Genomic DNA, 19,762 nt, shown 5'->3' on the forward strand with positions numbered 1-19,762 from the left:
TCCGCTTCTGGCTCCATCAGAAGCGGAAAGGCCCTAAGACTATTCAACTCGTGTGAAGGGCTTCTCACGGCGCCGGCTTTGGCGCTAAATAACGGTCCAGCGCCCGTAATTGGGCGACGACCCGGCCTTGAAACAGCGCAGCCGTTTCTCGCGAGAAGTCCGTCGACATGACCAGAATTGACGCCCACGGACTGAAGATCGCGCCTGTCCTGTTCGATTTTGTCGCCGAGGAAGCGACGCCGCGGACCGGCGTTACGCCCGATGCGTTCTGGGCCGGACTTGCCGCCATCGTCCGCGATCTCGGACCGAGAAACCGCGAGTTGCTCGCGGTGCGCGATTCACTACAGGCGAAGATCGACGGATGGCATCGCGCCAGTAAAGGCACGCCGTTCGACATGGGCGCCTATACGGCGTTCCTGACGGAGATCGGCTATCTGCAACCAGAGCCGGAGACGCGGCGGGTCGAGACCGCCAATGTCGATGACGAGATCGGAAAAATCTGCGGCCCGCAACTGGTGGTGCCGCTGACCAATGCGCGCTACGCGCTAAACGCCGCAAATGCGCGCTGGGGCAGCCTCTACGATGCGCTGTATGGCACCGACGCCATTGCGCACGAGGCCGACGAGGCCAAAGGCTATGACAGGGCGCGCGGCAGCAAGGTGATTGCGAAGGCAAAGGCTTTCCTCGATTCGGCAGCACCGCTTTCGAATGGCGCTCATGCTGACGTCGCAGGCTACAGCGTGTTCAACGGACAGCTGTCGGTCAAACTCAAAAACGGCGACACGACCGGTCTGATGAGGGAGTCGCAGTTTGCGGGCTACCAGGGCGATGCGCGTACTCCATCCGCGATCCTGCTCGTTAATCACGGTCTGCACATCGATATCCAGGTCGACCGCGTCCACCCCATCGGCAAGGATGATCCCGCCGGCGTCGCCGACGTGATCATCGAGGCTGCCATCAGCACCATTCTCGACATGGAGGATAGCGTCGCCACTGTCGATGCCGACGACAAGGTTCTGGTGTATCGCAACACGCTCGGCCTGATGAACGGCACCCTCACCGACACTTTTGAAAAGGGTCGCAAGACCGTCACCCGCGCCCTCAACGCCGACCGCGTCTACACCGCGCCGGACGGCGGGCAACTCACGCTGCACGGGCGCAGCCTGCTTTTGATCCGCAACGTCGGTCACCACATGTTCACCGACGCGGTGCTCGACCAGAGCGGCGCAGAGATTCCGGAAGGCCTGCTTGACGCAGCGGTGTCAGGGCTGCTCGCAATTCATGATCTCAATGGAGTTTCGAAGACGCGGAACACCCGTAGCGGCTCGGTCTACCTGGTCAAGCCGAAGATGCACGGCCCCGACGAGGTAGCGCTGACCTGCGAATTGTTCGCCCGCGTCGAGACGATGCTCGGATTGCGGGAGAACACGCTCAAGATCGGCATTATGGACGAGGAACGCCGCACCACGGTCAACCTCAAAGCCTGCATCCAGGCCGCATCGAAACGCATCTGCTTCATCAATACAGGTTTTCTCGACCGCACCGGGGACGAGATTCACACCTCGATGGAAGCGGGCCCGGTGATCCGCAAAGGCGAGATGAAGGCGCAGCCATGGATCAAGGCCTATGAGGACTGGAATGTCGACATCGGCCTGATCGATGGCCTGCCCGGCCATGCTCAGATCGGCAAGGGCATGTGGGCAGCGCCCGACAGGATGGCGGACATGCTGGTGCAGAAAATCAGTCACCCGCAAGCGGGCGCCACCACCGCATGGGTACCGTCGCCGACCGCGGCGACGCTGCACGCCTTGCACTACCATCAGATTGACGTGCCAAGGCGCCAGCAGGAACTGGAGGCAAGCGGGAGGCGCGCCAGGCTATCCGATCTCCTCACTATCCCGGTATCTCATTCGAACTGGGCGCCCGAAGACGTGAAGCAGGAAATCGACAATAACTGTCAGGGCATTCTCGGCTATGTGGTGCGCTGGATCGATCAGGGCGTGGGCTGCTCGAAGGTACCGGACATCCACGACGTCGGCCTGATGGAAGATCGCGCCACGCTGCGGATTTCCAGTCAGCATTTGGCGAACTGGCTGCATCATGGCGTCGTCACCAGCGATCAGGTGATGGACTCGCTCAAGCGCATGGCCGTCATCGTTGACGAACAAAACGCAGGCGATCCTCTCTACAAGCCAATGGCTCCGAATTTCGACAGCGTGGCTTTCAAGGCGGCCTGCGATCTGGTGTTCAAGGGCCGCGAGCAGCCAAACGGATATACCGAATACATCCTGACCGAACGGCGGCGCGAGGCCAAGATGGAGCGCGTTGGATTGACTGTACGATCCTGCGAATGACCTGGCGGGTCTCCCGGGGCAGCTCACTGGTCGCGTCAGTTGCACGCCGATATTGGCAGGCCGATCCATACCTTTCGATCCGGTCGTCTGCTCCAACTAAACGAGTCGGCTGGAGTCGGAACGCCGTTAAGGTCAGACCTTCCTAACAAAACCTCGCCCGATCCGTTGCCCATGACCGCCAGCCTCGTCGCGGAACTTTAGCCGCAACAGCACGTTGGGGTTCATATTCCTCAGTTTTCAGGAGCGTTGGATGGCGAGCGATGGCGATGTGATAAAAAACCTGACCGACAAAGCGACCTACGACAGGCTCGAGAAAGACTTATCAGCCGTAAAGAACGAGATCACTGCATTGGCTGATCAAGTCTCGGACGCGCTCAATACGCTGACCGGCTCCGCCAAGAAGCAGGCCCGCCGTGGGTATAGGCAGGCGAGGGCGAATGTCGATTCCGTTCTCTCCGAAGTCTCCGATCGCGGCAATGCAGCCCTTGACGCTGCGCAAAGCGCCGTCACGACCATCGAGGACACCCTGGAAGAGGCCATCCAGCAGCGCCCCCTCGCGACAGTGGGCCTCGCAGTGGGTCTGGGATTTCTGATCGGCGTCACGTGGCGTCGATGACCGTCTAGACGTATCCATCAAATTCTGCCGATCGGCCCGCACCCGGCCGATCGCGCCAATGGTTTCAATAGATAATTTCGTTTCAGATGAGGCGTTGAATGTTTCAGCGGACAATCGATGACTTCAAGGAAAGCGCAGGCAGTGCTATGCGGCTGACGTGCCTGGCCCTGGTGGCTGCGTTTGCGGCCTTTGTCACGATCGTGTTCCTTTGCGCAGCCGCGTTTGTCTTTGTTTATCAAAACTACGGCTTGATCGAAGCGTGTCTGAGCGGGGCAGCGATTTTCTCGCTAATCACTTTGATCGCAGTCGTAACGTTAGTGATTCGACGAAAGGCCGCCAAGAAACGAGCGGCACAGCAAGCTAAAGCCGCGACGCAGAACTTTCTCGCCGACCCGATGGTCGTGGCGGCGGGACTTCAGCTGGCGCGCGCAGTCGGCGTGAAGAAGCTGATTCCGATCCTGGCCGTCGGCGGTCTGGCGCTCGGACTGTTCGCTCGGGGACGTAACCGCGATGACGGGACTGATAACGGGGAGTAGTGTTCGCCCAGGAAACTGAGTTTCTGACGGCAACCCTCATGTCACGCAGCGACCCGGTTGAAGCTGTTTTGCCACGTCCGTCAGCATACTCACCACCGGTTCGCATGCGATCGTTCGCTTGACTTGCATCGCGGGCGCATGATGCGAATCTTGCTTCGTGGTCGTGTGATCGTTCACTTCCCGACCAGGACTTCTCGGAATCCGGAATACGATTGACATACGCGGCAGGCTTTCCATCCTAATGGAAATGGTGCGGCCGATGGCGTGTGGAGATGGGACAATGCCGAGATCGGACTTGACGGCTCGATAGACCGCGGCATTCGCGTCGGGGCTGGCCGCCTGATGGCCTGACTCAAGATGCACCGCGCCCAATGACAGGGTCGCCGCCAGACCGGCGAGAAATCCTGCGGATGTCTGAAACATCGTTGTCGCCTCTTTCCTCAAGCTATCGCGCTCGCGGATCTGAACCGCCAGCAACAACGCCGGTCGGCAGACTTCGTTCACTGATGTTTTGAGAAAAAAGCAGGGGCGGAACGCTTGTCAGCACCCGCGTTGCCTTGACCGCCGATTCTTCGGATCGACCGGCGATACGATGTCGTGATAAATCAGCCGCGTCCTTCCGCGGTTGTTACCATGTCACGACGCAGCGGCACGAGGCTCGCGATTGCGCGAATTACGCTGGAAGAACAGCGCCTGACTGGCTACTGCCGAAACCATGGCGGGTTGAAACGGTTTGGAGATGAGGAACGCCGGTTCGGGCCGCTCGCCGGTCAGAAAGCGTTCGGGATAGGCTGTTATGAAGACAACGGGCACCTCGACCACGCGCAAAAGTTCGTTGACAGCGTCCAATCCCGAACTGCCGTCAGCGAGTTGAATATCGGCCAGAATGAGGCCCGGCTCCTTGGTCTTGGCGAGGGCGATCGCATCGGCGTGGGTACGTGCAACACCGATCACACGGTGTCCTAGATTTTTGACGAGACTTTCCAGATCCATCGCAATAAACGTCTCGTCCTCGATAATGAGGACGTCCGTTGCGATTTCCGCCGCCATTTCGCGGCCGGCGATACCACTCAGCTTGCGGACTTCAGCGACGTCGACCTCCAGAACAAACGCAGCCTCTTCCTCCGAAAAACCTTCCAGCGACAGCAGGAGGAAAGCCTGACGTGGAAGCGGGGTGATATTCGTCAACCGGCGCTCTGTCGGCGCGAGCGTCGGCACCTCGTCGGCGCCTCCGTTGATCGAGACTGAATTCCAGATTCGTGTGAACAGCCGGAACAGGCCGGCGCGCGGCCCGTGCTGTTCGTCAAGCAGCGTCGGATCCTGAAGCAGCGCCTCTAACATGGCGCCGACATAGGCGTCGCCAGACGCCTGGCTTCCTGTCAGGGCGCGTGCATAACGGCGCAAAAGCGGCAAATGTTCAGCAACGACCTGTGATCGAAACATTCCCGTCCATCCTTCTCGAGATAACTCATGCTCGGGACCACAAACCGTCCGGCGTAAGCACTGCAAACGCCGCATCCCGGTCCCCCTCGCGTATTTACTCCCGAGCATCACAAAAGTTCCCCGGACCCGGAACTTTCGCATCATCATTGAATTAGGCTTTCATACGAGGTCCGTGGAAGCGGCGCGAAATACAGGAATTTCCAGTATTTTCAATATCTTGAAACTCGGGCGCGAAGTCATGAAAGATTCAAAGCCATCACCCGCCAAAGACGGCCTCAACGCCGAGATTCAATCCCGAATCGGCCATCAGCTTCGCGCCATGTATGACGACGTCGTGAGGCAGGGTGTTCCCGACCGGTTTGCCGAATTAATTCGAAAGCTCGATGCATCTGAGCCCGGGAAACCACACATAACCCCAACGGGCGATCTCGATGCAAAAAATGACGGGAGGGACTAATGCCTCTCACAGATTCATTACGCGAGGAAATTCTGGCATCGGTGCCGAACTTACGCGCTTTTGCGATTTCGTTAAGCGGAAATGGCGATCGAGCCGACGACCTCGTGCAGGAAACGCTGCTCCGCGCACTTGCTAATATCGATTCATTTCAGCCAGGATCGAACCTTCCGGCATGGCTGTTCACGATCCTTCGCAACCTGTTCCGCTCCGACTATCGCAAGCGGCGGCGGGAGGTCGAGGATTCAGATGGCAACTATGCGAAAACGCTGAAATCGCAGCCAAGCCAGAATGCTCACCTGGAGTTCGAAGAATTTAGGGCGGCGCTAGATAAATTGCCGCAGGACCAGCGAGAGGCTTTGATCCTCGTGGGGGCTTCGGGATTTTCCTACGAGGATGCCGCGAAGATCTGCGGATGCGCAGTCGGCACCATCAAGAGTCGCGTCAACCGCGCGCGATCGAAGCTGAGCGCCCTGCTTTATGTCGAGGGCACGGAGGATTTTGGACCCGACGACACCGTCAGGGCCGTAATCGGCAACGGCCGATAATTCTCGCCGCGCATCCAAATGGCCGAGAGCGGTAGTGGCGGCGGTCGCCGCTCATTCGGAGCTTGTCGAACTTGCTGGGTTCGAAATCTGCATCGTACGATCTCGCTCGGTCAAATCCACGACGGTGTCCATGGGAGCGGCGAGTTCATAGACATAGCTCACCTCGGTAAAGTACCGCTTGGAGACGCCGCCCAGCGCCTCCGGCGCAACGCGATCCAGCAGAATGATGCCAAAATCGCTATCCTCGCGTCTTGTCGCCGCACTGGTGTTGAATTCTTCCCACCGAAAATGAAACAGCGCCTTGTCGGCCTCGCCCTCGATCCCCCAATGCACTACAATATTCGGATGCTTGCCGACCAGCGAGAGTCCCTCGTCGGAATGCGATGCCAGCTCGAAGAACAGCAATGAGAGACTCTGAGCCGCCCGCGCGCTGACCGTGATATCAGGACCATGGATCGCGATGCGGTCGACGTGAGGGATGGCGCGAGCCTCGAACAATCCCCTCAGTTTGACGCCCTGCCACTGGCTCTCGCTAAGCAGCGAAACCACATTGGACATGGCATGGATCCGGCCAATCAGCAATTCTCGGGCGACTTCGATGTCGGACCCGTGCCGCAGCGTACGCGTGACGATCGATTGAATCACTGCGAGAATGTTTTTGACACGGTGATTGAGTTCATCGATGACGGCGGTCAATCGCCGCTCGAAGCCGATCCGAACCTGAATCTCCCGGCTCAACCGCAAATTATTATAGGCGACATATCCGAACAGTCCGCAAATGATGCTTGTCAACGCAAGACCGATCGCGGCCACCACCGCGGCCAGTTTTTGCGCGCGGTGCATGGCATTCACTTTCGGGTAATAGCCAAGCGACCAGTCCCTGCCGCCGAAGGTCACCGTCCGGAGCACCATCGGAACGGGATTAGCCCCCCACCCGAGACGCGAGGTGACATTGCCGCTATCGTCGGCAATCAATTCCGAGCCCGGGTTGCGCGGATCTTTCAGGACGACGGAAAATAGCGACAGCTCATCATTCGTCAGCATCAAGGATGCCAGTTTATAGGAGAACGTAACAAAGCCGGCGGCTGTCTCGCTTTCCTCCTGGAAAACCGGTGTTGCGATGACCAGCCCGATCGGCCCGTTCCGCCCCATCAGATTGAGCGGATCCGATACGACGGAAGTCTTGGTTTGCATTGCTCGGGCGAACATCGGCCCCAAGATCGGATGCTGATCGAGCGAGCGGCCCAAGAAGCCGGTGGTTTGCGCGTCTTGGGGTTCGACATCCATTATTACGTCGATCGGTTTGTCGAGCGACCGCAGATCGCGCGGGGTGTCGTCAAAACTCCGGATTTGGGAATCTGGAAATCCAGCCGCCGCCAGGACATCATGAGCCTGCGGAAATTCGCTCGGCTCAAGACATGCGACCCACCAGGCAATGACAAAATCAGTCTTGAAGGCATAGATCGAAGCACGCAATGGGTGGAGCATGTTGGCCTGCACCGCGGATGGCGACCGGAACAGCCCCGAGGCGACACGCGCCAAAAGCTCTCGTTCGATGAGACGCTCCTGAACCAGACTGGCGTGGACATCGATCGCGCGCGACAGCGCAATGTTGTCGATCGCCAACTCCTGATCATGAGCCCGCCATGCCGCAAGACCGGAAAGAAAAATTCCGATGACGGCGACGAACCCAATGACGAAACCCAGCCGAACCACGCGCCTACCCGGAGATCAGGAAATAACCATTCGCAACATTGGCCGGTCTCACCATTAACAGCAGCGTCCCGCCCTGACGATGCATCACATCAATCGTGCCGCGCCAGCATGGTTCCGCCTCCAGTTGCAAAAGCCGGGAACGATCGTTAACGGAATCCGGCCAGCCGACCGTTCTACTCACTATGATGAAAGGTCCGTTCGCCCTCATTCGTCTGTGGCGATGCGCCTCTCCGGGAGGCGCGAGGCTCAGTGATCCAAATCGTTTTCTGGGGAAACAAGATCAAGGCAGCAGCCGAGTACCATCGTGCCCTGAAAATCTCATCATTTGCACGGTGCCGGGCTCGGCTCCCACAATTGCGACCGGCAGAAAATGCTCGGTACGGCCTTGGATGGCGCTTTCGATCAGCACTCGGCGCGTCGCGCCGACCTCCGCCGCGAGCCGCCGCCGCAGCGCCGCGCTCGCCGCCGCCCGCAACTGCCTGGCGCGATCCCTGATCACCTCGGCCGCGACCGGCGGCATCCGTGCCGCAGGCGTCCCCGGCCGCGACGAATATGGAAACACATGCAGGAAGGTGAGATCACATTCGGCAACGAGGTCCAGCGACCGCGCGAACATGTCGTCGGTCTCAGTCGGAAAGCCGGCGATGATGTCGGCACCGAAGGCGACTTCCGGCCTCAGCCGCCGCACCTGCGCGCAGAAATCGATGGCATCGCGGCGCGAATGCCGCCGCTTCATCCGCTTCAGGATCATGTCGTCTCCGGATTGCAGCGAGAGATGCAAATGCGGCATCAACCGCTCCTCGTTCGCGATGACATCCAGCAAATCGCGATCCGCCTCGATCGAATCGATCGACGAGATTCGGAGCCGCCTGATCTCCGGCACGTGTCGCAGGATCTGTTTTACCAGCCCGCCCAGCCGCGTTCCGCTCGGAAGATCGGCGCCATAACTTGTGAGATCGACACCGGTCAACACGATCTCGGCGTGACCGGCCTCGACGAACGCGCGGACCTGATCGACGACCGCGTCCATCGGCACCGAGCGGGAATTGCCGCGCCCGAAGGGAATGATGCAGAAGGTGCAGCGATGATCGCAGCCGTTCTGTACCTGCACAAAAGCGCGCGGCAGTCCGCCTTGAAAGCCATCGACGAGATGCGGCGCCATCTCGGTCACCGCCATGATATCGGCCACCGCGATTTTCTTCTCGGCCGTGATTTCCACATCAGGCGCGGCTAATGCGACCTGTGCGGCACGCCACGCCTCACTCCGCATTTTGTCATCGTTGCCAATCACGCGATCGACCTCGGCCATCTGCGCGAACATCGCCGGCTCTATCTGCGCGGCGCATCCGGTGACGACGATGCGCGCCGAAGGTCGCTCGCGCCTCAAGCGGCGGATCGATTGCCGTGTTTGCGCCACTGCCTCGTTGGTCACGGCGCAACTGTTGATGATGACGACCTCGTCAAGGCCAGCATCTTCCGCGTTGCGACGGATGACTTCGGATTCAAAGGCGTTGAGCCGGCAGCCGAAGGTAATGACGTCGACTGACATTAGGCCACCGACGCGAACAGCGCCGGATCGAAGGTACCTTCATATTCGAATACGGCCGGACCGGTCATCAGCACATGATCGTCGCGCTCGCGCCATTCGACGGTCAGGCTGCCGCCGGGAAGCGCGACATGGACGATGCGATTGGCCCGCTTGAGCCGCACCGCCGCCACCGCCGTTGCGCAGGCAGCCGAACCGCAAGCCTTCGTCAGGCCCGCGCCCCGCTCCCAGGTCCGCATCGTGATGTGATCGCGATCTACGATATGCGCCAGCGTGATGTTGGCGCGCTCGGGAAAGACCGGATGGTTTTCCAGCAGCGGCCCGAAACGGGCGAGATCGTAGACATCGATGTCGTCGACCCAGAAGATCGCGTGGGGATTACCCATGCTAACCACGGACGGCGAATGAAGCACCGGTGCGTCGATCGGCCCAATTTGTAACTCGATATAGCGGGTATCGCGGAATTCCTCGGCGAGCGGAATGTCCCTCCAGTCGAATTTTGGCGATCCCATGTCGACGGTGTAGAGACCAGGCGCGGAGTCTCGCCAGCAGTTCAAAAGACCGGCGCGCGTTTCGAAGGTCAGCGCGGCCTTACCTGTCGCCTCGAAGATCTGGCGCGCCACACAGCGCATGCCGTTGCCGCACGCATTGGCTTCCGAGCCATCATTATTGTAGATGCGAACGAAGGCCTCGGTGCCCGATGTCCGCGGGGGCTGCAGAACCATCAATTGATCATAGGGAACGCCCGCCGGTGATGCGACAGCACGCGCCTCCTCGGCCGAGACCGCGGCGGAGCTGTCGCGAAGATCGACAACGACGATCTCGTTGCCGATCCCATTCATCTTGCTGAAAGCATGATTTGCGAGCGCGCCCATTGGTTTTCCAGTTTCCGGCGTTCATTTTCCGGCATCCGCCTTCCGCGACTTTATATGGCGAATGCGCGCCGGTTGACCAGTGTCACTCACGACCGCCATCGCTAACGCAAATCCGTGTCGGCGCCCCACACCCGCCACGATGCGGCATGACATATCTGTTTTGTTCTGTCATGGGATGAACGTCAGCGTCGCGTGTTAAGCATCGTAATAAGTCAGCCCGTAACAGCGGCTAAGGACCGGGTCTCGCGGACATCGGCCAGCACGACCAGGGAGACCCTACCAATGAATCGCCCCCGCCCTTTTTGCCGATTCGCGATCGCAATGATCCCAGCGACCTTGATGTTCGGGCTCTCTGCCGTGATGGCCGAGACGCCGTCCGCGACACCTCCCGGCGCGACTGCGCCGGCCGCAGAGGCTCCACCAGCCACACCTACCCCACCCGGAACGACGACACCGGCCACGCCGGTCCCGCCCCCTGCCGAAGTGCAGACGCCGAAAAATCCGACCGCCGAAGCCCCGAAGCCGCCGGTGACCGCGCCCGTGCAGACGGCCGATCCTTTCGGCGAAGAACATACGCTGGCCCCGAAGACCGTCCTGACGTTGCGCAACAACGCCACCTGGGAAAACGCATTCGAGACGCTCATTGATTCGTTCAAGTCGCTGGCCGCCGTTCTCGACAAGCAGGGCATCAAGCCTGCCGGCAACATGATGATCGTCTATACCTCAACGGACGATAACGGCTTCTCGTTTCTGGCGGAAATCCCCCTCGATCAAGAGATCAGGGATCTGCCCAAGAACGTCAGCATGGGTAAATCACCGGAGGGCAAGGCGCTGAAGTTCGTACATCGCGGCTCCTACGACAACATGGACAACACCTATGAGGCGATTACGAATACCCTCGACGACAAGAAGCTTGAGGCCAAGGACACCTTCATCGAGGAGTACAAGACCGATCCATTGAAGACCGAGGAAGACAATCTGATCATTGATGTCTATGTCCCGCTGAAATGAGAACCGTCATGCAGAACCGGATCCAGCTCGCCATCGCCGCTGCTACTATCGCCGCTTTGATCTCGGTGCCCGCGCAAGCCGATGTGCCACCACCAGCAATCTCGGTAACCGGTGAGGCCACAATCTCCGCGCCGCCCGATCTTGCTCAGATCGAGGCAGGGGTCACGACCGACGCCAAGAATGCGCGCGACGCGTTCGAAGCCAACAATGCCGCCATGGGCAAGGTGCTCGCGGCGCTGAAAAGCGCGGGCATCGCCGAAAAAGACTATCAGACCTCGCAGTTGTCGCTGCAGCCACAATTTACCAATCAAAATCGCTCGGGATCCAACGTCCTCTCCGGCTACCGCGCCACCAACCGCGTCACCGTCAAGCTGCGTGACATCAGCAAAATGGCCGGGGTGATCGATGCGGTCACCGCGGCCGGCGCCAACGACATCGGCAGTATCAATTTCATGGTCTCCAACGCATCGAAGCTGCTCGACGACGCGCGGGCCGAGGCGATCGTCGACGCCCGGCGCAAGGCGGAGATCTATGCCAAGGCTGCGGGCGTCTCGCTCGGCGGGCCGATCAGCATTGCGGAGCACGGGAGCGCGGTGCCGGTGATGTACCGCCGTGCTGCGGCGCCGATGGCCGCGGAGGCCGCCATCGCGCCCGGCGAAGAAACGCTCCGCGTGACGGTCGGCGTCTCCTGGGAGATCAAGGGGGCGCCATAAGGCGTGGCCCGCCCGATCAGCTTGACTCGGGCAAGCCGGTGCCTATAAATCCGCCCGAATTCTCGAAAAGACTTCCTTTTCGACCCGCCGACCGGCCGCAGGGGCCGGAGGTCAACGCCCGACAGCGCTGTGCGCCCTCGGGCGTAGTTGTGTTTTGGAATGACTGTTGATTTTGGCGATCGCCAAAAATCAACACGCTATAGCTCTGGGGTGAGCGTTTTCTCCCGCGAATCCCGCGGATGAGTTGAGCGCGGTACCTAGGTCCCCTACCGCCGTGAAGACGCGGCGACCTCTCCCCGCAGAAGAGCAGGGCGAGGTAAAAAGGAAAAGCAGGCATGTTCGACAATCTGTCGGAACGGCTCGGCGGCATTCTCGATCGGCTGACGCGGCGCGGCGCGCTGACGGAAGCCGATGTCGATGCCGCCATGCGCGAGGTGCGCCGGGCCCTGCTGGAGGCCGACGTCTCGCTCGACGTGGTGCGCAGTTTTACCGACAAGGTCCGCGAACAGGCGGTCGGCGCCACCGTCGTTAAGTCGGTGACGCCGGGCCAGATGGTGGTGAAGATCGTTCATGACGAACTGATCGCCACGCTCGGTTCCGATGGCCAGACCATCGATCTCAATGCCGTGCCGCCGATCATCATCATGATGGTCGGCCTGCAAGGCTCGGGCAAGACCACCACAACCGCTAAACTGGCGCGGCGGCTGACCGAGCGGGATAAACGCAAAGTCCTGATGGCCTCGCTCGACATCTATCGTCCGGCGGCGATGGAGCAACTCGCGGTGCTCGGACGCGATCTCGACATCAAGACGCTACCAATCGTCGCAGGGCAAAAACCTGAGCAGATCGCTCGCCGCGCGCTGGAGGCCGGCAAGCTCGGCGGCTACGACGTGGTGCTGCTCGACACCGCCGGCCGCACCACGCTCGATGACGAGATGATGTCGGAGGCGGCGAACATCAAAACCGCCGCCCACCCCCACGAAGTGCTGCTAGTCGCGGATTCGCTGACCGGACAGGATGCGGTCAATCTCGCGCGGTCGTTCGATGAGCGCGTCGGCCTCACCGGCATCGTACTGACCCGCGTCGACGGCGACGGTCGCGGCGGCGCCGCGCTGTCGATGCGTCAAGTCACCGGCAAGCCGATCAAGCTGATCGGCACCGGCGAAAAGACCGACGCGCTGGAGGATTTCCATCCCTCGCGTATCGCCGGCCGCATCCTCGGCATGGGCGACGTGGTCTCGCTGGTCGAAAAGGCTTCCGCCAACATCGATGCCGAAAAGGCCGCGCGCACCACCGAAAGGATGCGCAAGGGCCAGTTCGACCTCAACGACATGCGCGAGCAGTTGCTGCAGATGTCCAAAATGGGCGGCATCTCCGGCCTGATGGGCATGATGCCCGGCGTCTCAAAGATGAAAAACCAGATGGCCGCGGCCGGCCTCGACGACAGGATCATCAAGCGTCAGGTCGCCGTGATCGACTCGATGACACGGCAGGAGCGCAAGCATCCCGAAATCCTCAAAGCCAGCCGCAAGCGGCGCATCGCCGCCGGTGCCGGCCAGAAGGTCGAGGAGATCAACAAGCTCCTCAAGATGCATCGCGGCATGGCCGACATGATGAAGATGATGGGGACCGGCAAGCGCGGCCCCCTCGCCGGCATCGCGCAGGCCATGGGCTTCGGCGGCGGCATGCCGAGTCCCGAGCAGATGAAAGCGCTTGCGGAGAAAATGCCGAAAGGCGCGGACGGCCTGCCGCAATTGCCGAAGGATCTGCCGGCCGGATTGCGCGGTGGCCTGCCAAATCTTCCCGGCCTCACCGGACTGACCGGCAAGCCGACGCTGCCCGGTCTCGGCTTCCCCCGGAAGAAGAAATGAGACGAACGGCTTCACACATTTCGCCAACGCTATAACGACACAACAAACTCACCAGACAGACTTCAAAAGGAGAACCTTATGCCCGTCGTGATCCGCCTCGCCCGTGCCGGCACCAAAAAGCGGCCGGTTTATCATGTCGTCGCCGCGGATTCGCGTTATCCGCGCGATGGCCGTTTCATCGAACGGCTCGGTCATTTCAATCCGTTGATGCCGAAGGACAATGCCGACCGGCTCAAGCTCGACCTCGACAAGGTCAAGGCCTGGCTCGCCAAGGGCGCGCAGCCGTCGGACCGCGTTGCCCGTTTCCTTGATGCTGCCGGCGTCAAGAAGCGCACGCCACGCAACAACCCCGTGAAGGCCGTGCCGCGCAAGGAGCGCAAGGCGCAGGCCGAAGCCGCCGCGAAGTCCTGAGGCTGAAGCGGCATGACGGCGCGCGTGTGCGTCGCCCGGATCGGCGCCGCGCATGGCCTGCGCGGCGAGGTGCGGCTGTGGACCTTCACGGAAGACCCGATGTCGGTGACGCAATACGGCCCGCTCTCGACGAAAGATGGCGCGCGGCAGCTTGAAGTAACGCACGCGCGCGCGGCCAAGGATCACCTCGTTGCAACGCTCACGGACGTGACCACGCGCGAGGAGGCCGAGCGGCTCAACGGCGTCGAACTCTACGTCGCACGCGACAAACTGCCCGATACGGACGAAGGCGAATTTTACCACGCCGATCTCATCGGTCTCGCCGCCTTTGATGCGGCGGGCGCGATGATCGGAACGGTCGCCGCCGTTCACAACTTCGGCGCAGGCGACATCATCGAGATCGCGCGTGCGCACGGTCCGACCCTGATGCTGCCGTTCACCGATGCCGTGGTGCCGACCGTGGACATCGCCGGCGGACGCGTGGTGATCGAGATGCCCGGCGAGATCGATGGCGATGAGCCGGATTCCGGCTCTCCAGGCATTTGATAACGGAGGCAAATTTGCAGCTTGAGCCTCACGACGATCTTAATCGCATAATCCTTTCTTTCGTCAGAAGCGATTGGCGGAAAGTTGCATTCGTCGTTGGAAGTGTTTTGCACTGGTACGAGGATCGCCAAATCAAAATGGACGATCAAGAGATCATGAAGAAAATCCTTGCTTTGATCGATACCAAGAAGATTGAAAGTCAAGGAGATATCTTGGATTGGAAACGCAGCGAAGTCCGCGTCGTACAGTCAGATAGCTAGGATAATTCCTCTGATGCGATCCGCGGACTAATGACTTGGCGCGCGACCGTCCTGACCCTGTTTCCCGAGATGTTTCCGGGGCCGCTCGGCATCAGCCTCGCCGGAAAAGCGCTGACGACCCGCTTATGGGCGCTCGACATTCACGACATCCGCAGTTCCGCCACCGACCGCCACCGCAGCGTCGATGATACCCCGGCCGGCGGCGGCCCGGGTATGGTGCTGCGTGCCGACGTGCTGGCCAAGGCCATCGACTCAGTGGAGACCTCGCCGGACCGACCGCGCCTTCTGATGAGTCCGCGCGGTCGGCCATTGACCCAGTCGTGGGTGATGGAACTCGCGGCCGGTCCCGGGCCGCTGATCGTCTGCGGACGCTTCGAAGGGGTGGACCAGCGGGTCATTGAAGCCCGCGGGCTCGAGGAGGTGTCGATCGGAGATTATGTGCTGTCGGGAGGGGAAATCGCGGCGATGGCGCTGATCGACGCTTGCGTCCGGCTTTTGCCGGGGGTGATGGGCAAGGCGGAATCGGGTGAGGATGAAAGTTTTTCGCACGGGCTTCTGGAATATCCCCAGTACACTCGCCCGCAGGACTTCGAGGGCCGGCCGATCCCGGACGTTCTGCTGTCCGGCGACCATGCCAAGGTGGCCGGTTGGCGGAGGTCGGCGTCGGAAGCTTTGACGGAGGCGCGCCGTCCGGACCTCTGGGCGGCAAGGAACAGGCAAAATCCGCCAAAAAGCAAGACAGACGGGTGACAACGCGCCCGCTTTGCCGTATAGGAGCCCAAATCCGCGCAGCGAGCATTTTCAGGCAAAGTGGAATCCGGTTTGCCTTTAGAAAATGCTCTAGCTCGTTGAGCTGTGCGTATTCTTTTCGCAAAACCGGGTATCCACTTTTGCGAAATGCGCGCCACTGGACAGACGAATTCCGCGCAGCCCCCTCAAACGGCCGGAGGGGCGCGCCGCCGATGGAGATTTCGATGAACATCATTCAGCAGCTCGAAAAAGAGCAGTTCGACAAGCTGTCGGCGACCAAGACCATTCCGGAGTTCGGCCCCGGCGACACCGTGATTGTCAACGTCAAGGTGGTGGAAGGCGAGCGGACCCGCGTGCAGGCCTATGAAGGCGTCTGCATCGGCCGCTCCGGCGGCGGACTCAATGAGAGCTTCACGGTCCGCAAGATTTCCTACGGCGAGGGCGTCGAGCGCGTGTTTCCGGTGATGTCGCCGATGATCGACTCCATCAAGGTGGTGCGCCGCGGCAAGGTGCGTCGCGCCAAGCTGTACTATCTGCGCAAACTGCGCGGCAAGTCGGCCCGCATTGTTGAGAAGAAGACGGACCGCGCGGCCGCGACGAGCTGAGCGCAGGCCGACTCGCTTCCAAGGTTTCCGAAAGCGCGGCGCCGGCCGCGCTTTTTTATTGCCGCGAGCACGACTATCTATCGGGAACGCTGTCGGCCGTTTGATTGTCGCGGCGGCTACCGCCATGGTAAAAGACACAATGAATACGGATCAGATCAGCAGCGACATCGGCCGGTTCACAGCCCGCATCGTGCTCGACGACCGCAGCCGTTTGCCCGGACGCTTCTTCGGACGGTTCGCGACTTCGGCGACCTGAGGCCGCTCACTCGCGTCGGTGATTGTCTCGCGCGCCTCCTCGCGCGACCTGCTCAAAGAATTCCAATAGGTTTACGTCCATGTCCAAACCGACAACCCTGTACGACAAGATCTGGAACGATCATCTGGTGCATGAGGCCGAGGACGGCACCTGTTTGATCTACATCGACCGTCACCTCGTCCATGAAGTGACGTCACCTCAGGCATTTGAAGGCCTGCGCGTAGCCGGACGCAAGGTTCATGCGCCGGAGAAGACGCTCGCGGTGGTTGATCACAACGTACCGACCACCGATCGCTCAAAACCCAATCCCGATCCAGAGAGCGCCGAGCAGATCGCCACGCTGGCACAGAACGCCAGGGATTTCGGCATCGAGTACTACAACGAGTTCGACAAGCGACAGGGCATCGTTCACGTGATCGGCCCCGAGCAGGGCTTCACCCTGCCCGGCACCACCATCGTCTGCGGGGACAGCCACACTTCGACCCACGGCGCGTTCGGTGCACTGGCACACGGCATCGGTACTTCCGAGGTCGAACATGTGCTGGCGACCCAGACGCTGATCCAGAAAAAAGCGAAGAACATGCGCGCAGTGGTCGACGGCAAGCTGCCGGACGGCGTCACCGCCAAGGACATCATCCTCGCCATCATCGGCGAGATCGGCACCGCGGGCGGAACCGGCTACGTACTGGAGTATGCCGGCGAGGCGGTGCGCGCGCTGTCGATGGAAGGCCGCATGACGGTGTGCAACATGTCGATTGAGGGCGGTGCGCGCGCCGGCCTCATAGCGCCGGACGAGAAGGCATACGAATTCCTGAAAGGCCGGCCGAAAACGCCGAAGGGCGCCAATTGGGATGCGGCGATGCGATACTGGGAGACGCTGCGCAGCGACGACGGTGCGCATTTCGATCACGAGATACGGCTCGACGCCGCCAGGCTGCCGCCGATCGTGACCTGGGGCACCAGTCCTGAGGACGTGATCGCGGTAACCGGCAAGGTGCCGAACCCCGCCGACATCGCGGACGAGGCCAAGCGGCTTTCGAAGGAACGTGCGCTGCACTACATGGGCTTGAGCCCTGGCACGAGAATTACCGACATCAAGCTTGACCGCGTCTTCATCGGCTCCTGCACCAACGGTCGCATCGAAGACTTGCGCGCCGCTGCGAAGATCGCGGATGGCCGGACGGTCAACGGCAACGTCAATGCCATGGTCGTACCCGGTTCAGGATTGGTGAAGGAACAGGCGGAGGCAGAAGGCCTCGACAAGATCTTCATCAAGGCTGGTTTCGAATGGCGCGAGCCTGGCTGCTCGATGTGCCTTGCGATGAATCCCGACAAACTGAAGCCGGATGAACGCTGCGCTTCGACCTCGAATCGCAATTTCGAGGGTCGGCAAGGTTTCAAGGGCCGCACACATCTCGTGTCGCCCTCAATGGCGGCAGCGGCTGCAATCGCAGGACATTTCGTCGATATCCGCGAATGGCATTGAGCGTTCTTTCGCTCAGCGGTGTTAAGCCGGCTCCGGACGAGACGACGGAGGGATCGATAACTCGAAAGAAAGTTATTACCGCAGTTCGCGCGATGGTCTTGCACTCGACACCGCAATGAAGCACAACACAGCCGTGTGATCGAGGCGAGCGTGCCGCGTCGCTTTTTGTCGAACGAAACAGGTGTCCGGAAACCCCGTGCACATTCGTCTGGCAAGGCGGGCCTTCCGATCAGTTCCGCTCGATCACCGATCGAACAAGCTATCAACGAGGATGCGACGGCGAATCAAGCTTGCCTCAACTGGTGGGTTGCCTTCGCCGGAAAATTCCGTCAGTCGTAACGACGTCATGAAAACAGCCAAGACCAAAACCCCTGCCCGCAAGGCAGAAAAAATGTCGCGCCCATCCGGCAATACGAAGGCATCGGCAAAGACGCCCACAAGGACGCCTGCCAAGCTGGCGTCCGCAAAAGTCAAAGTCGCGAGGCCGGTGGAGGTCGTGAAGAGCAGCAGCAAGGCCGCGCCGCGTGCGGCTGAGAAGCCGATTGTGACCACGCCGCGCGATGCTCTGACCTTGCCGCTGAAACCGGCTCCCACAATTACCGCGCCGATTCCGGCGCCCACGGCTGTGCCGCCGACGCCTGCCGCTACGACGACCAAACAACCGGTATCCCGTCCGGTCCTGCGTGCCGACGTGCCGCCCGAAGCCGGCTTTACGCTGCAGGTGGATGGGCATTTCAAAAACCAGTTCGAGACGCTGGCCCAGGCGAAGCAGGCCGCGACCGACTTAAAGTCACGTTTTCCGATCCTGCGTATCGAAATCTACGATGCGGCGAAGAAAGCGCGGTTACCGATCTGATCGGCATTGACACCGACTCCGTCGACCTGGCGTCGGATATTTCAGCTTTTTTCCAGCCTACAGAGAAAATATGCGATCCGATTTGGATGAGTTGCGAGAGCAGCCCTCACCTCACCAGGACGGATCGAGGCCGTAGCCGAAGCCGAACGGAAAGAACGGAGCCGGTCCTCGCGGCGCGTAGTAATCTGGCCGTCCATAGTAAGGTCGATAAGGACCACGTACGTACACGCGCGCGCGATGATGCCTGTAGCGATTTTCATGGTGCGGACGATGGGTGCTCCGAGCCGAGCCGACCTCGGTCGGTGTCACCGGCTGCGTGGCGACAGCGCCCAAGCGAGGGGCCGCCTTCGCGCTTTTAACTAATGCGATGCCACACAACGCAACGATTGCTGCAGCGAGACTCACGCCCAGATATCTTTTCATGGCGATTTCTCCGTGGGTCGACGCGTACTGTCGTTATGACACTCTTTCTTAGGAGATCCACGCCGCTTCAAAAAGCAGGCCCGCATAGCGGGCCTGCTCGACCATTTACGAAGCTGGCTTTGCCATGAGCTCCGGTATCATCAGTACCGGTGACCGTTTAGAATGTTACGATCGTTATCATTGTGATGGTTATGGTGGTGATGGTTATGGTGGTTATGGTTATGGTGATGATGGTGGTTATAGTGATGATGATGGTTCCGCCAATGCTGCTGACGATGGCGTAGGTTCCGCCCATGGTGGCTCTGATGGTGGGGCTGCCCGTTGATGTGGTGCACCTTGGTTGTCAGCTTGCCAGCGTCGCTTTGTCCGACGGCGATGCCTGGGCTGACCGGAGTCGCCGCCTGCGCCTGCTGCGCGGGACCCGCGACAATCAGAAGCGCGCCGAGAGCGGCCAATCCTAAAATTTTCTTCAAAAACATTTAGACC

Annotated in this window: 24 protein-coding genes; 16 read left to right on the forward strand and 8 right to left on the reverse strand. The window is 60.6% G+C overall.

Going from position 1 to position 19,762, the window contains the following annotated elements:
* Positions 1-167: 167 nt before the first annotated feature.
* From AC1RT6_RS12745 to AC1RT6_RS12755, 3 genes are all read left to right on the forward strand, one after another.
* Positions 168-2,354, forward strand: a complete 2,187-nt coding sequence (locus tag AC1RT6_RS12745; RefSeq protein WP_079448035.1) for a malate synthase G — start codon at positions 168-170, stop codon at positions 2,352-2,354.
* Between the two features lie 250 nt (positions 2,355-2,604).
* Entirely contained in the window at positions 2,605-2,970 is a 366-nt protein-coding gene (locus AC1RT6_RS12750) for an ElaB/YgaM/YqjD family protein (protein ID WP_079448036.1), read from the forward strand.
* Between the two features lie 98 nt (positions 2,971-3,068).
* On the forward strand, positions 3,069-3,506 hold the full coding sequence (locus tag AC1RT6_RS12755; protein ID WP_079448037.1) for a hypothetical protein: 438 nt from the start codon (positions 3,069-3,071) through the stop codon (positions 3,504-3,506).
* A gap of 36 nt (positions 3,507-3,542) precedes the next feature.
* Here the strand turns inward: AC1RT6_RS12755 and AC1RT6_RS12760 are convergent, their stop codons facing one another.
* Both AC1RT6_RS12760 and AC1RT6_RS12765 read right to left on the reverse strand, forming a co-directional pair.
* Positions 3,543-3,929, reverse strand: a complete 387-nt coding sequence (locus AC1RT6_RS12760; protein WP_079448132.1) for a hypothetical protein — start codon at positions 3,927-3,929, stop codon at positions 3,543-3,545.
* A 213-nt stretch (positions 3,930-4,142) separates the two neighbouring features.
* Complete coding sequence (locus AC1RT6_RS12765) at positions 4,143-4,949, reverse strand: response regulator (RefSeq protein WP_079448038.1); 807 nt, start codon at positions 4,947-4,949, stop codon at positions 4,143-4,145.
* A 238-nt stretch (positions 4,950-5,187) separates the two neighbouring features.
* Between AC1RT6_RS12765 and AC1RT6_RS12770 the strand changes: the two genes are divergently transcribed.
* Entirely contained in the window at positions 5,188-5,406 is a 219-nt protein-coding gene (locus AC1RT6_RS12770) for a NepR family anti-sigma factor (protein WP_079448133.1), read from the forward strand.
* Complete coding sequence (locus tag AC1RT6_RS12775; protein ID WP_079448039.1) at positions 5,406-5,951, forward strand: sigma-70 family RNA polymerase sigma factor; 546 nt, start codon at positions 5,406-5,408, stop codon at positions 5,949-5,951. The genes AC1RT6_RS12770 and AC1RT6_RS12775 overlap by 1 nt, the downstream gene beginning before the upstream one ends.
* Before the next feature lie 51 nt (positions 5,952-6,002).
* On the opposite strand, the gene AC1RT6_RS12780 is transcribed toward AC1RT6_RS12775, so the two are convergent.
* The 3 genes from AC1RT6_RS12780 to dapF form a co-directional block, all read right to left on the reverse strand.
* A complete protein-coding gene (locus tag AC1RT6_RS12780; RefSeq protein WP_079448040.1) occupies positions 6,003-7,667 on the reverse strand; it encodes a CHASE domain-containing protein in 1,665 nt (554 codons plus the stop codon).
* Positions 7,668-7,947: 280 nt separating this feature from the next.
* Entirely contained in the window at positions 7,948-9,216 is a 1,269-nt protein-coding gene (gene mtaB, locus AC1RT6_RS12785; RefSeq protein ID WP_079448041.1) for a tRNA (N(6)-L-threonylcarbamoyladenosine(37)-C(2))-methylthiotransferase MtaB, read from the reverse strand.
* Complete coding sequence (gene dapF / locus AC1RT6_RS12790) at positions 9,216-10,088, reverse strand: diaminopimelate epimerase (protein ID WP_079448042.1); 873 nt, start codon at positions 10,086-10,088, stop codon at positions 9,216-9,218. The genes mtaB and dapF overlap by 1 nt, the downstream gene beginning before the upstream one ends.
* A 282-nt stretch (positions 10,089-10,370) precedes the next feature.
* Here dapF and AC1RT6_RS12795 point away from each other — a divergent pair, with 282 nt between their 5' ends.
* The 8 genes from AC1RT6_RS12795 to rplS all read left to right on the forward strand — a co-directional run bounded on the left by AC1RT6_RS12795 (position 10,371) and on the right by rplS (position 16,255).
* Positions 10,371-11,099 (forward strand): GyrI-like domain-containing protein, encoded by a 729-nt coding sequence (locus tag AC1RT6_RS12795; RefSeq protein WP_079448043.1) that lies wholly within the window; start codon positions 10,371-10,373, stop codon positions 11,097-11,099.
* On the forward strand, positions 11,096-11,812 hold the full coding sequence (locus AC1RT6_RS12800) for an SIMPL domain-containing protein (RefSeq protein ID WP_087881208.1): 717 nt from the start codon (positions 11,096-11,098) through the stop codon (positions 11,810-11,812). The genes AC1RT6_RS12795 and AC1RT6_RS12800 overlap by 4 nt, the downstream gene beginning before the upstream one ends.
* Before the next feature lie 335 nt (positions 11,813-12,147).
* Positions 12,148-13,683 (forward strand): signal recognition particle protein, encoded by a 1,536-nt coding sequence (gene ffh, locus AC1RT6_RS12805; RefSeq protein WP_079448044.1) that lies wholly within the window; start codon positions 12,148-12,150, stop codon positions 13,681-13,683.
* Positions 13,684-13,761: 78 nt separating this feature from the next.
* Positions 13,762-14,094, forward strand: a complete 333-nt coding sequence (gene rpsP, locus AC1RT6_RS12810) for a 30S ribosomal protein S16 (protein ID WP_011315978.1) — start codon at positions 13,762-13,764, stop codon at positions 14,092-14,094.
* A 12-nt stretch (positions 14,095-14,106) separates the two neighbouring features.
* Positions 14,107-14,640, forward strand: a complete 534-nt coding sequence (gene rimM / locus AC1RT6_RS12815; RefSeq protein ID WP_079448045.1) for a ribosome maturation factor RimM — start codon at positions 14,107-14,109, stop codon at positions 14,638-14,640.
* A 14-nt stretch (positions 14,641-14,654) separates the two neighbouring features.
* Positions 14,655-14,900, forward strand: coding sequence for a DUF3658 domain-containing protein (locus AC1RT6_RS12820; protein WP_158081552.1), 246 nt, complete (start codon positions 14,655-14,657; stop codon positions 14,898-14,900).
* A 30-nt stretch (positions 14,901-14,930) separates the two neighbouring features.
* Positions 14,931-15,650: a tRNA (guanosine(37)-N1)-methyltransferase TrmD gene (gene trmD, locus AC1RT6_RS12825; protein WP_079448047.1), complete on the forward strand. Its 720-nt coding sequence runs from the start codon at positions 14,931-14,933 to the stop codon at positions 15,648-15,650.
* A gap of 224 nt (positions 15,651-15,874) precedes the next feature.
* Positions 15,875-16,255, forward strand: coding sequence for a 50S ribosomal protein L19 (gene rplS, locus AC1RT6_RS12830; RefSeq protein WP_079448048.1), 381 nt, complete (start codon positions 15,875-15,877; stop codon positions 16,253-16,255).
* Positions 16,256-16,405: 150 nt separating this feature from the next.
* On the opposite strand, the gene AC1RT6_RS12835 is transcribed toward rplS, so the two are convergent.
* Positions 16,406-16,567 (reverse strand): hypothetical protein, encoded by a 162-nt coding sequence (locus AC1RT6_RS12835; protein WP_173816043.1) that lies wholly within the window; start codon positions 16,565-16,567, stop codon positions 16,406-16,408.
* Positions 16,568-16,590: 23 nt separating this feature from the next.
* Between AC1RT6_RS12835 and leuC the strand changes: the two genes are divergently transcribed.
* The gene (gene leuC, locus AC1RT6_RS12840) at positions 16,591-17,997 is read left to right on the forward strand and encodes a 3-isopropylmalate dehydratase large subunit (RefSeq protein ID WP_472790656.1); all 1,407 of its coding nucleotides are present in this window, start codon (positions 16,591-16,593) and stop codon (positions 17,995-17,997) included.
* A gap of 243 nt (positions 17,998-18,240) precedes the next feature.
* Here the strand turns inward: leuC and AC1RT6_RS12845 are convergent, their stop codons facing one another.
* Positions 18,241-18,510, reverse strand: coding sequence for a hypothetical protein (locus tag AC1RT6_RS12845; protein WP_244553561.1), 270 nt, complete (start codon positions 18,508-18,510; stop codon positions 18,241-18,243).
* On the opposite strand from AC1RT6_RS12845, the gene AC1RT6_RS12850 reads away from it, so the two are divergent.
* Positions 18,494-18,853, forward strand: coding sequence for a hypothetical protein (locus AC1RT6_RS12850; RefSeq protein ID WP_244553562.1), 360 nt, complete (start codon positions 18,494-18,496; stop codon positions 18,851-18,853). The two genes, AC1RT6_RS12845 and AC1RT6_RS12850, sit on opposite strands and share 17 nt — an antisense overlap.
* Before the next feature lie 111 nt (positions 18,854-18,964).
* Here the strand turns inward: AC1RT6_RS12850 and AC1RT6_RS12855 are convergent, their stop codons facing one another.
* Positions 18,965-19,276: a hypothetical protein gene (locus tag AC1RT6_RS12855; protein ID WP_079448052.1), complete on the reverse strand. Its 312-nt coding sequence runs from the start codon at positions 19,274-19,276 to the stop codon at positions 18,965-18,967.
* 124 nt (positions 19,277-19,400) lie between these two features.
* Here AC1RT6_RS12855 and AC1RT6_RS12860 point away from each other — a divergent pair, with 124 nt between their 5' ends.
* A complete protein-coding gene (locus tag AC1RT6_RS12860) occupies positions 19,401-19,601 on the forward strand; it encodes a hypothetical protein (protein WP_158081553.1) in 201 nt (66 codons plus the stop codon).
* The last annotated feature ends 161 nt before the right edge of the window (positions 19,602-19,762 follow it).

The sequence above is a fragment of the Nitrobacter sp. MLSD-S21 genome, assembly GCF_058809865.1.

Bases quoted from the DNA above. Each gene is read 5' to 3' on its own strand.
- AC1RT6_RS12745 (WP_079448035.1), top strand. From the start codon at position 168: ATGACCAGAATTGACGCCCACGGACTGAAGATCGCGCCTGTCCTGTTC.
- AC1RT6_RS12750 (WP_079448036.1), top strand. From the start codon at position 2,605: ATGGCGAGCGATGGCGATGTGATAAAAAACCTGACCGACAAAGCGACC.
- AC1RT6_RS12755 (WP_079448037.1), top strand. From the start codon at position 3,069: ATGTTTCAGCGGACAATCGATGACTTCAAGGAAAGCGCAGGCAGTGCT.
- AC1RT6_RS12760 (WP_079448132.1), bottom strand. From the start codon at position 3,929: ATGTTTCAGACATCCGCAGGATTTCTCGCCGGTCTGGCGGCGACCCTG.
- AC1RT6_RS12765 (WP_079448038.1), bottom strand. From the start codon at position 4,949: ATGTTTCGATCACAGGTCGTTGCTGAACATTTGCCGCTTTTGCGCCGT.
- AC1RT6_RS12770 (WP_079448133.1), top strand. From the start codon at position 5,188: ATGAAAGATTCAAAGCCATCACCCGCCAAAGACGGCCTCAACGCCGAG.
- AC1RT6_RS12775 (WP_079448039.1), top strand. From the start codon at position 5,406: ATGCCTCTCACAGATTCATTACGCGAGGAAATTCTGGCATCGGTGCCG.
- mtaB (WP_079448041.1), bottom strand. From the start codon at position 9,216: ATGTCAGTCGACGTCATTACCTTCGGCTGCCGGCTCAACGCCTTTGAA.
- dapF (WP_079448042.1), bottom strand. From the start codon at position 10,088: ATGGGCGCGCTCGCAAATCATGCTTTCAGCAAGATGAATGGGATCGGC.
- AC1RT6_RS12795 (WP_079448043.1), top strand. From the start codon at position 10,371: ATGAATCGCCCCCGCCCTTTTTGCCGATTCGCGATCGCAATGATCCCA.
- AC1RT6_RS12800 (WP_087881208.1), top strand. From the start codon at position 11,096: ATGAGAACCGTCATGCAGAACCGGATCCAGCTCGCCATCGCCGCTGCT.
- ffh (WP_079448044.1), top strand. From the start codon at position 12,148: ATGTTCGACAATCTGTCGGAACGGCTCGGCGGCATTCTCGATCGGCTG.
- rpsP (WP_011315978.1), top strand. From the start codon at position 13,762: ATGCCCGTCGTGATCCGCCTCGCCCGTGCCGGCACCAAAAAGCGGCCG.
- rimM (WP_079448045.1), top strand. From the start codon at position 14,107: ATGACGGCGCGCGTGTGCGTCGCCCGGATCGGCGCCGCGCATGGCCTG.
- trmD (WP_079448047.1), top strand. From the start codon at position 14,931: ATGACTTGGCGCGCGACCGTCCTGACCCTGTTTCCCGAGATGTTTCCG.
- rplS (WP_079448048.1), top strand. From the start codon at position 15,875: ATGAACATCATTCAGCAGCTCGAAAAAGAGCAGTTCGACAAGCTGTCG.
- leuC (WP_472790656.1), top strand. From the start codon at position 16,591: ATGTCCAAACCGACAACCCTGTACGACAAGATCTGGAACGATCATCTG.
- AC1RT6_RS12855 (WP_079448052.1), bottom strand. From the start codon at position 19,276: ATGAAAAGATATCTGGGCGTGAGTCTCGCTGCAGCAATCGTTGCGTTG.
- AC1RT6_RS12860 (WP_158081553.1), top strand. From the start codon at position 19,401: ATGAGCTCCGGTATCATCAGTACCGGTGACCGTTTAGAATGTTACGAT.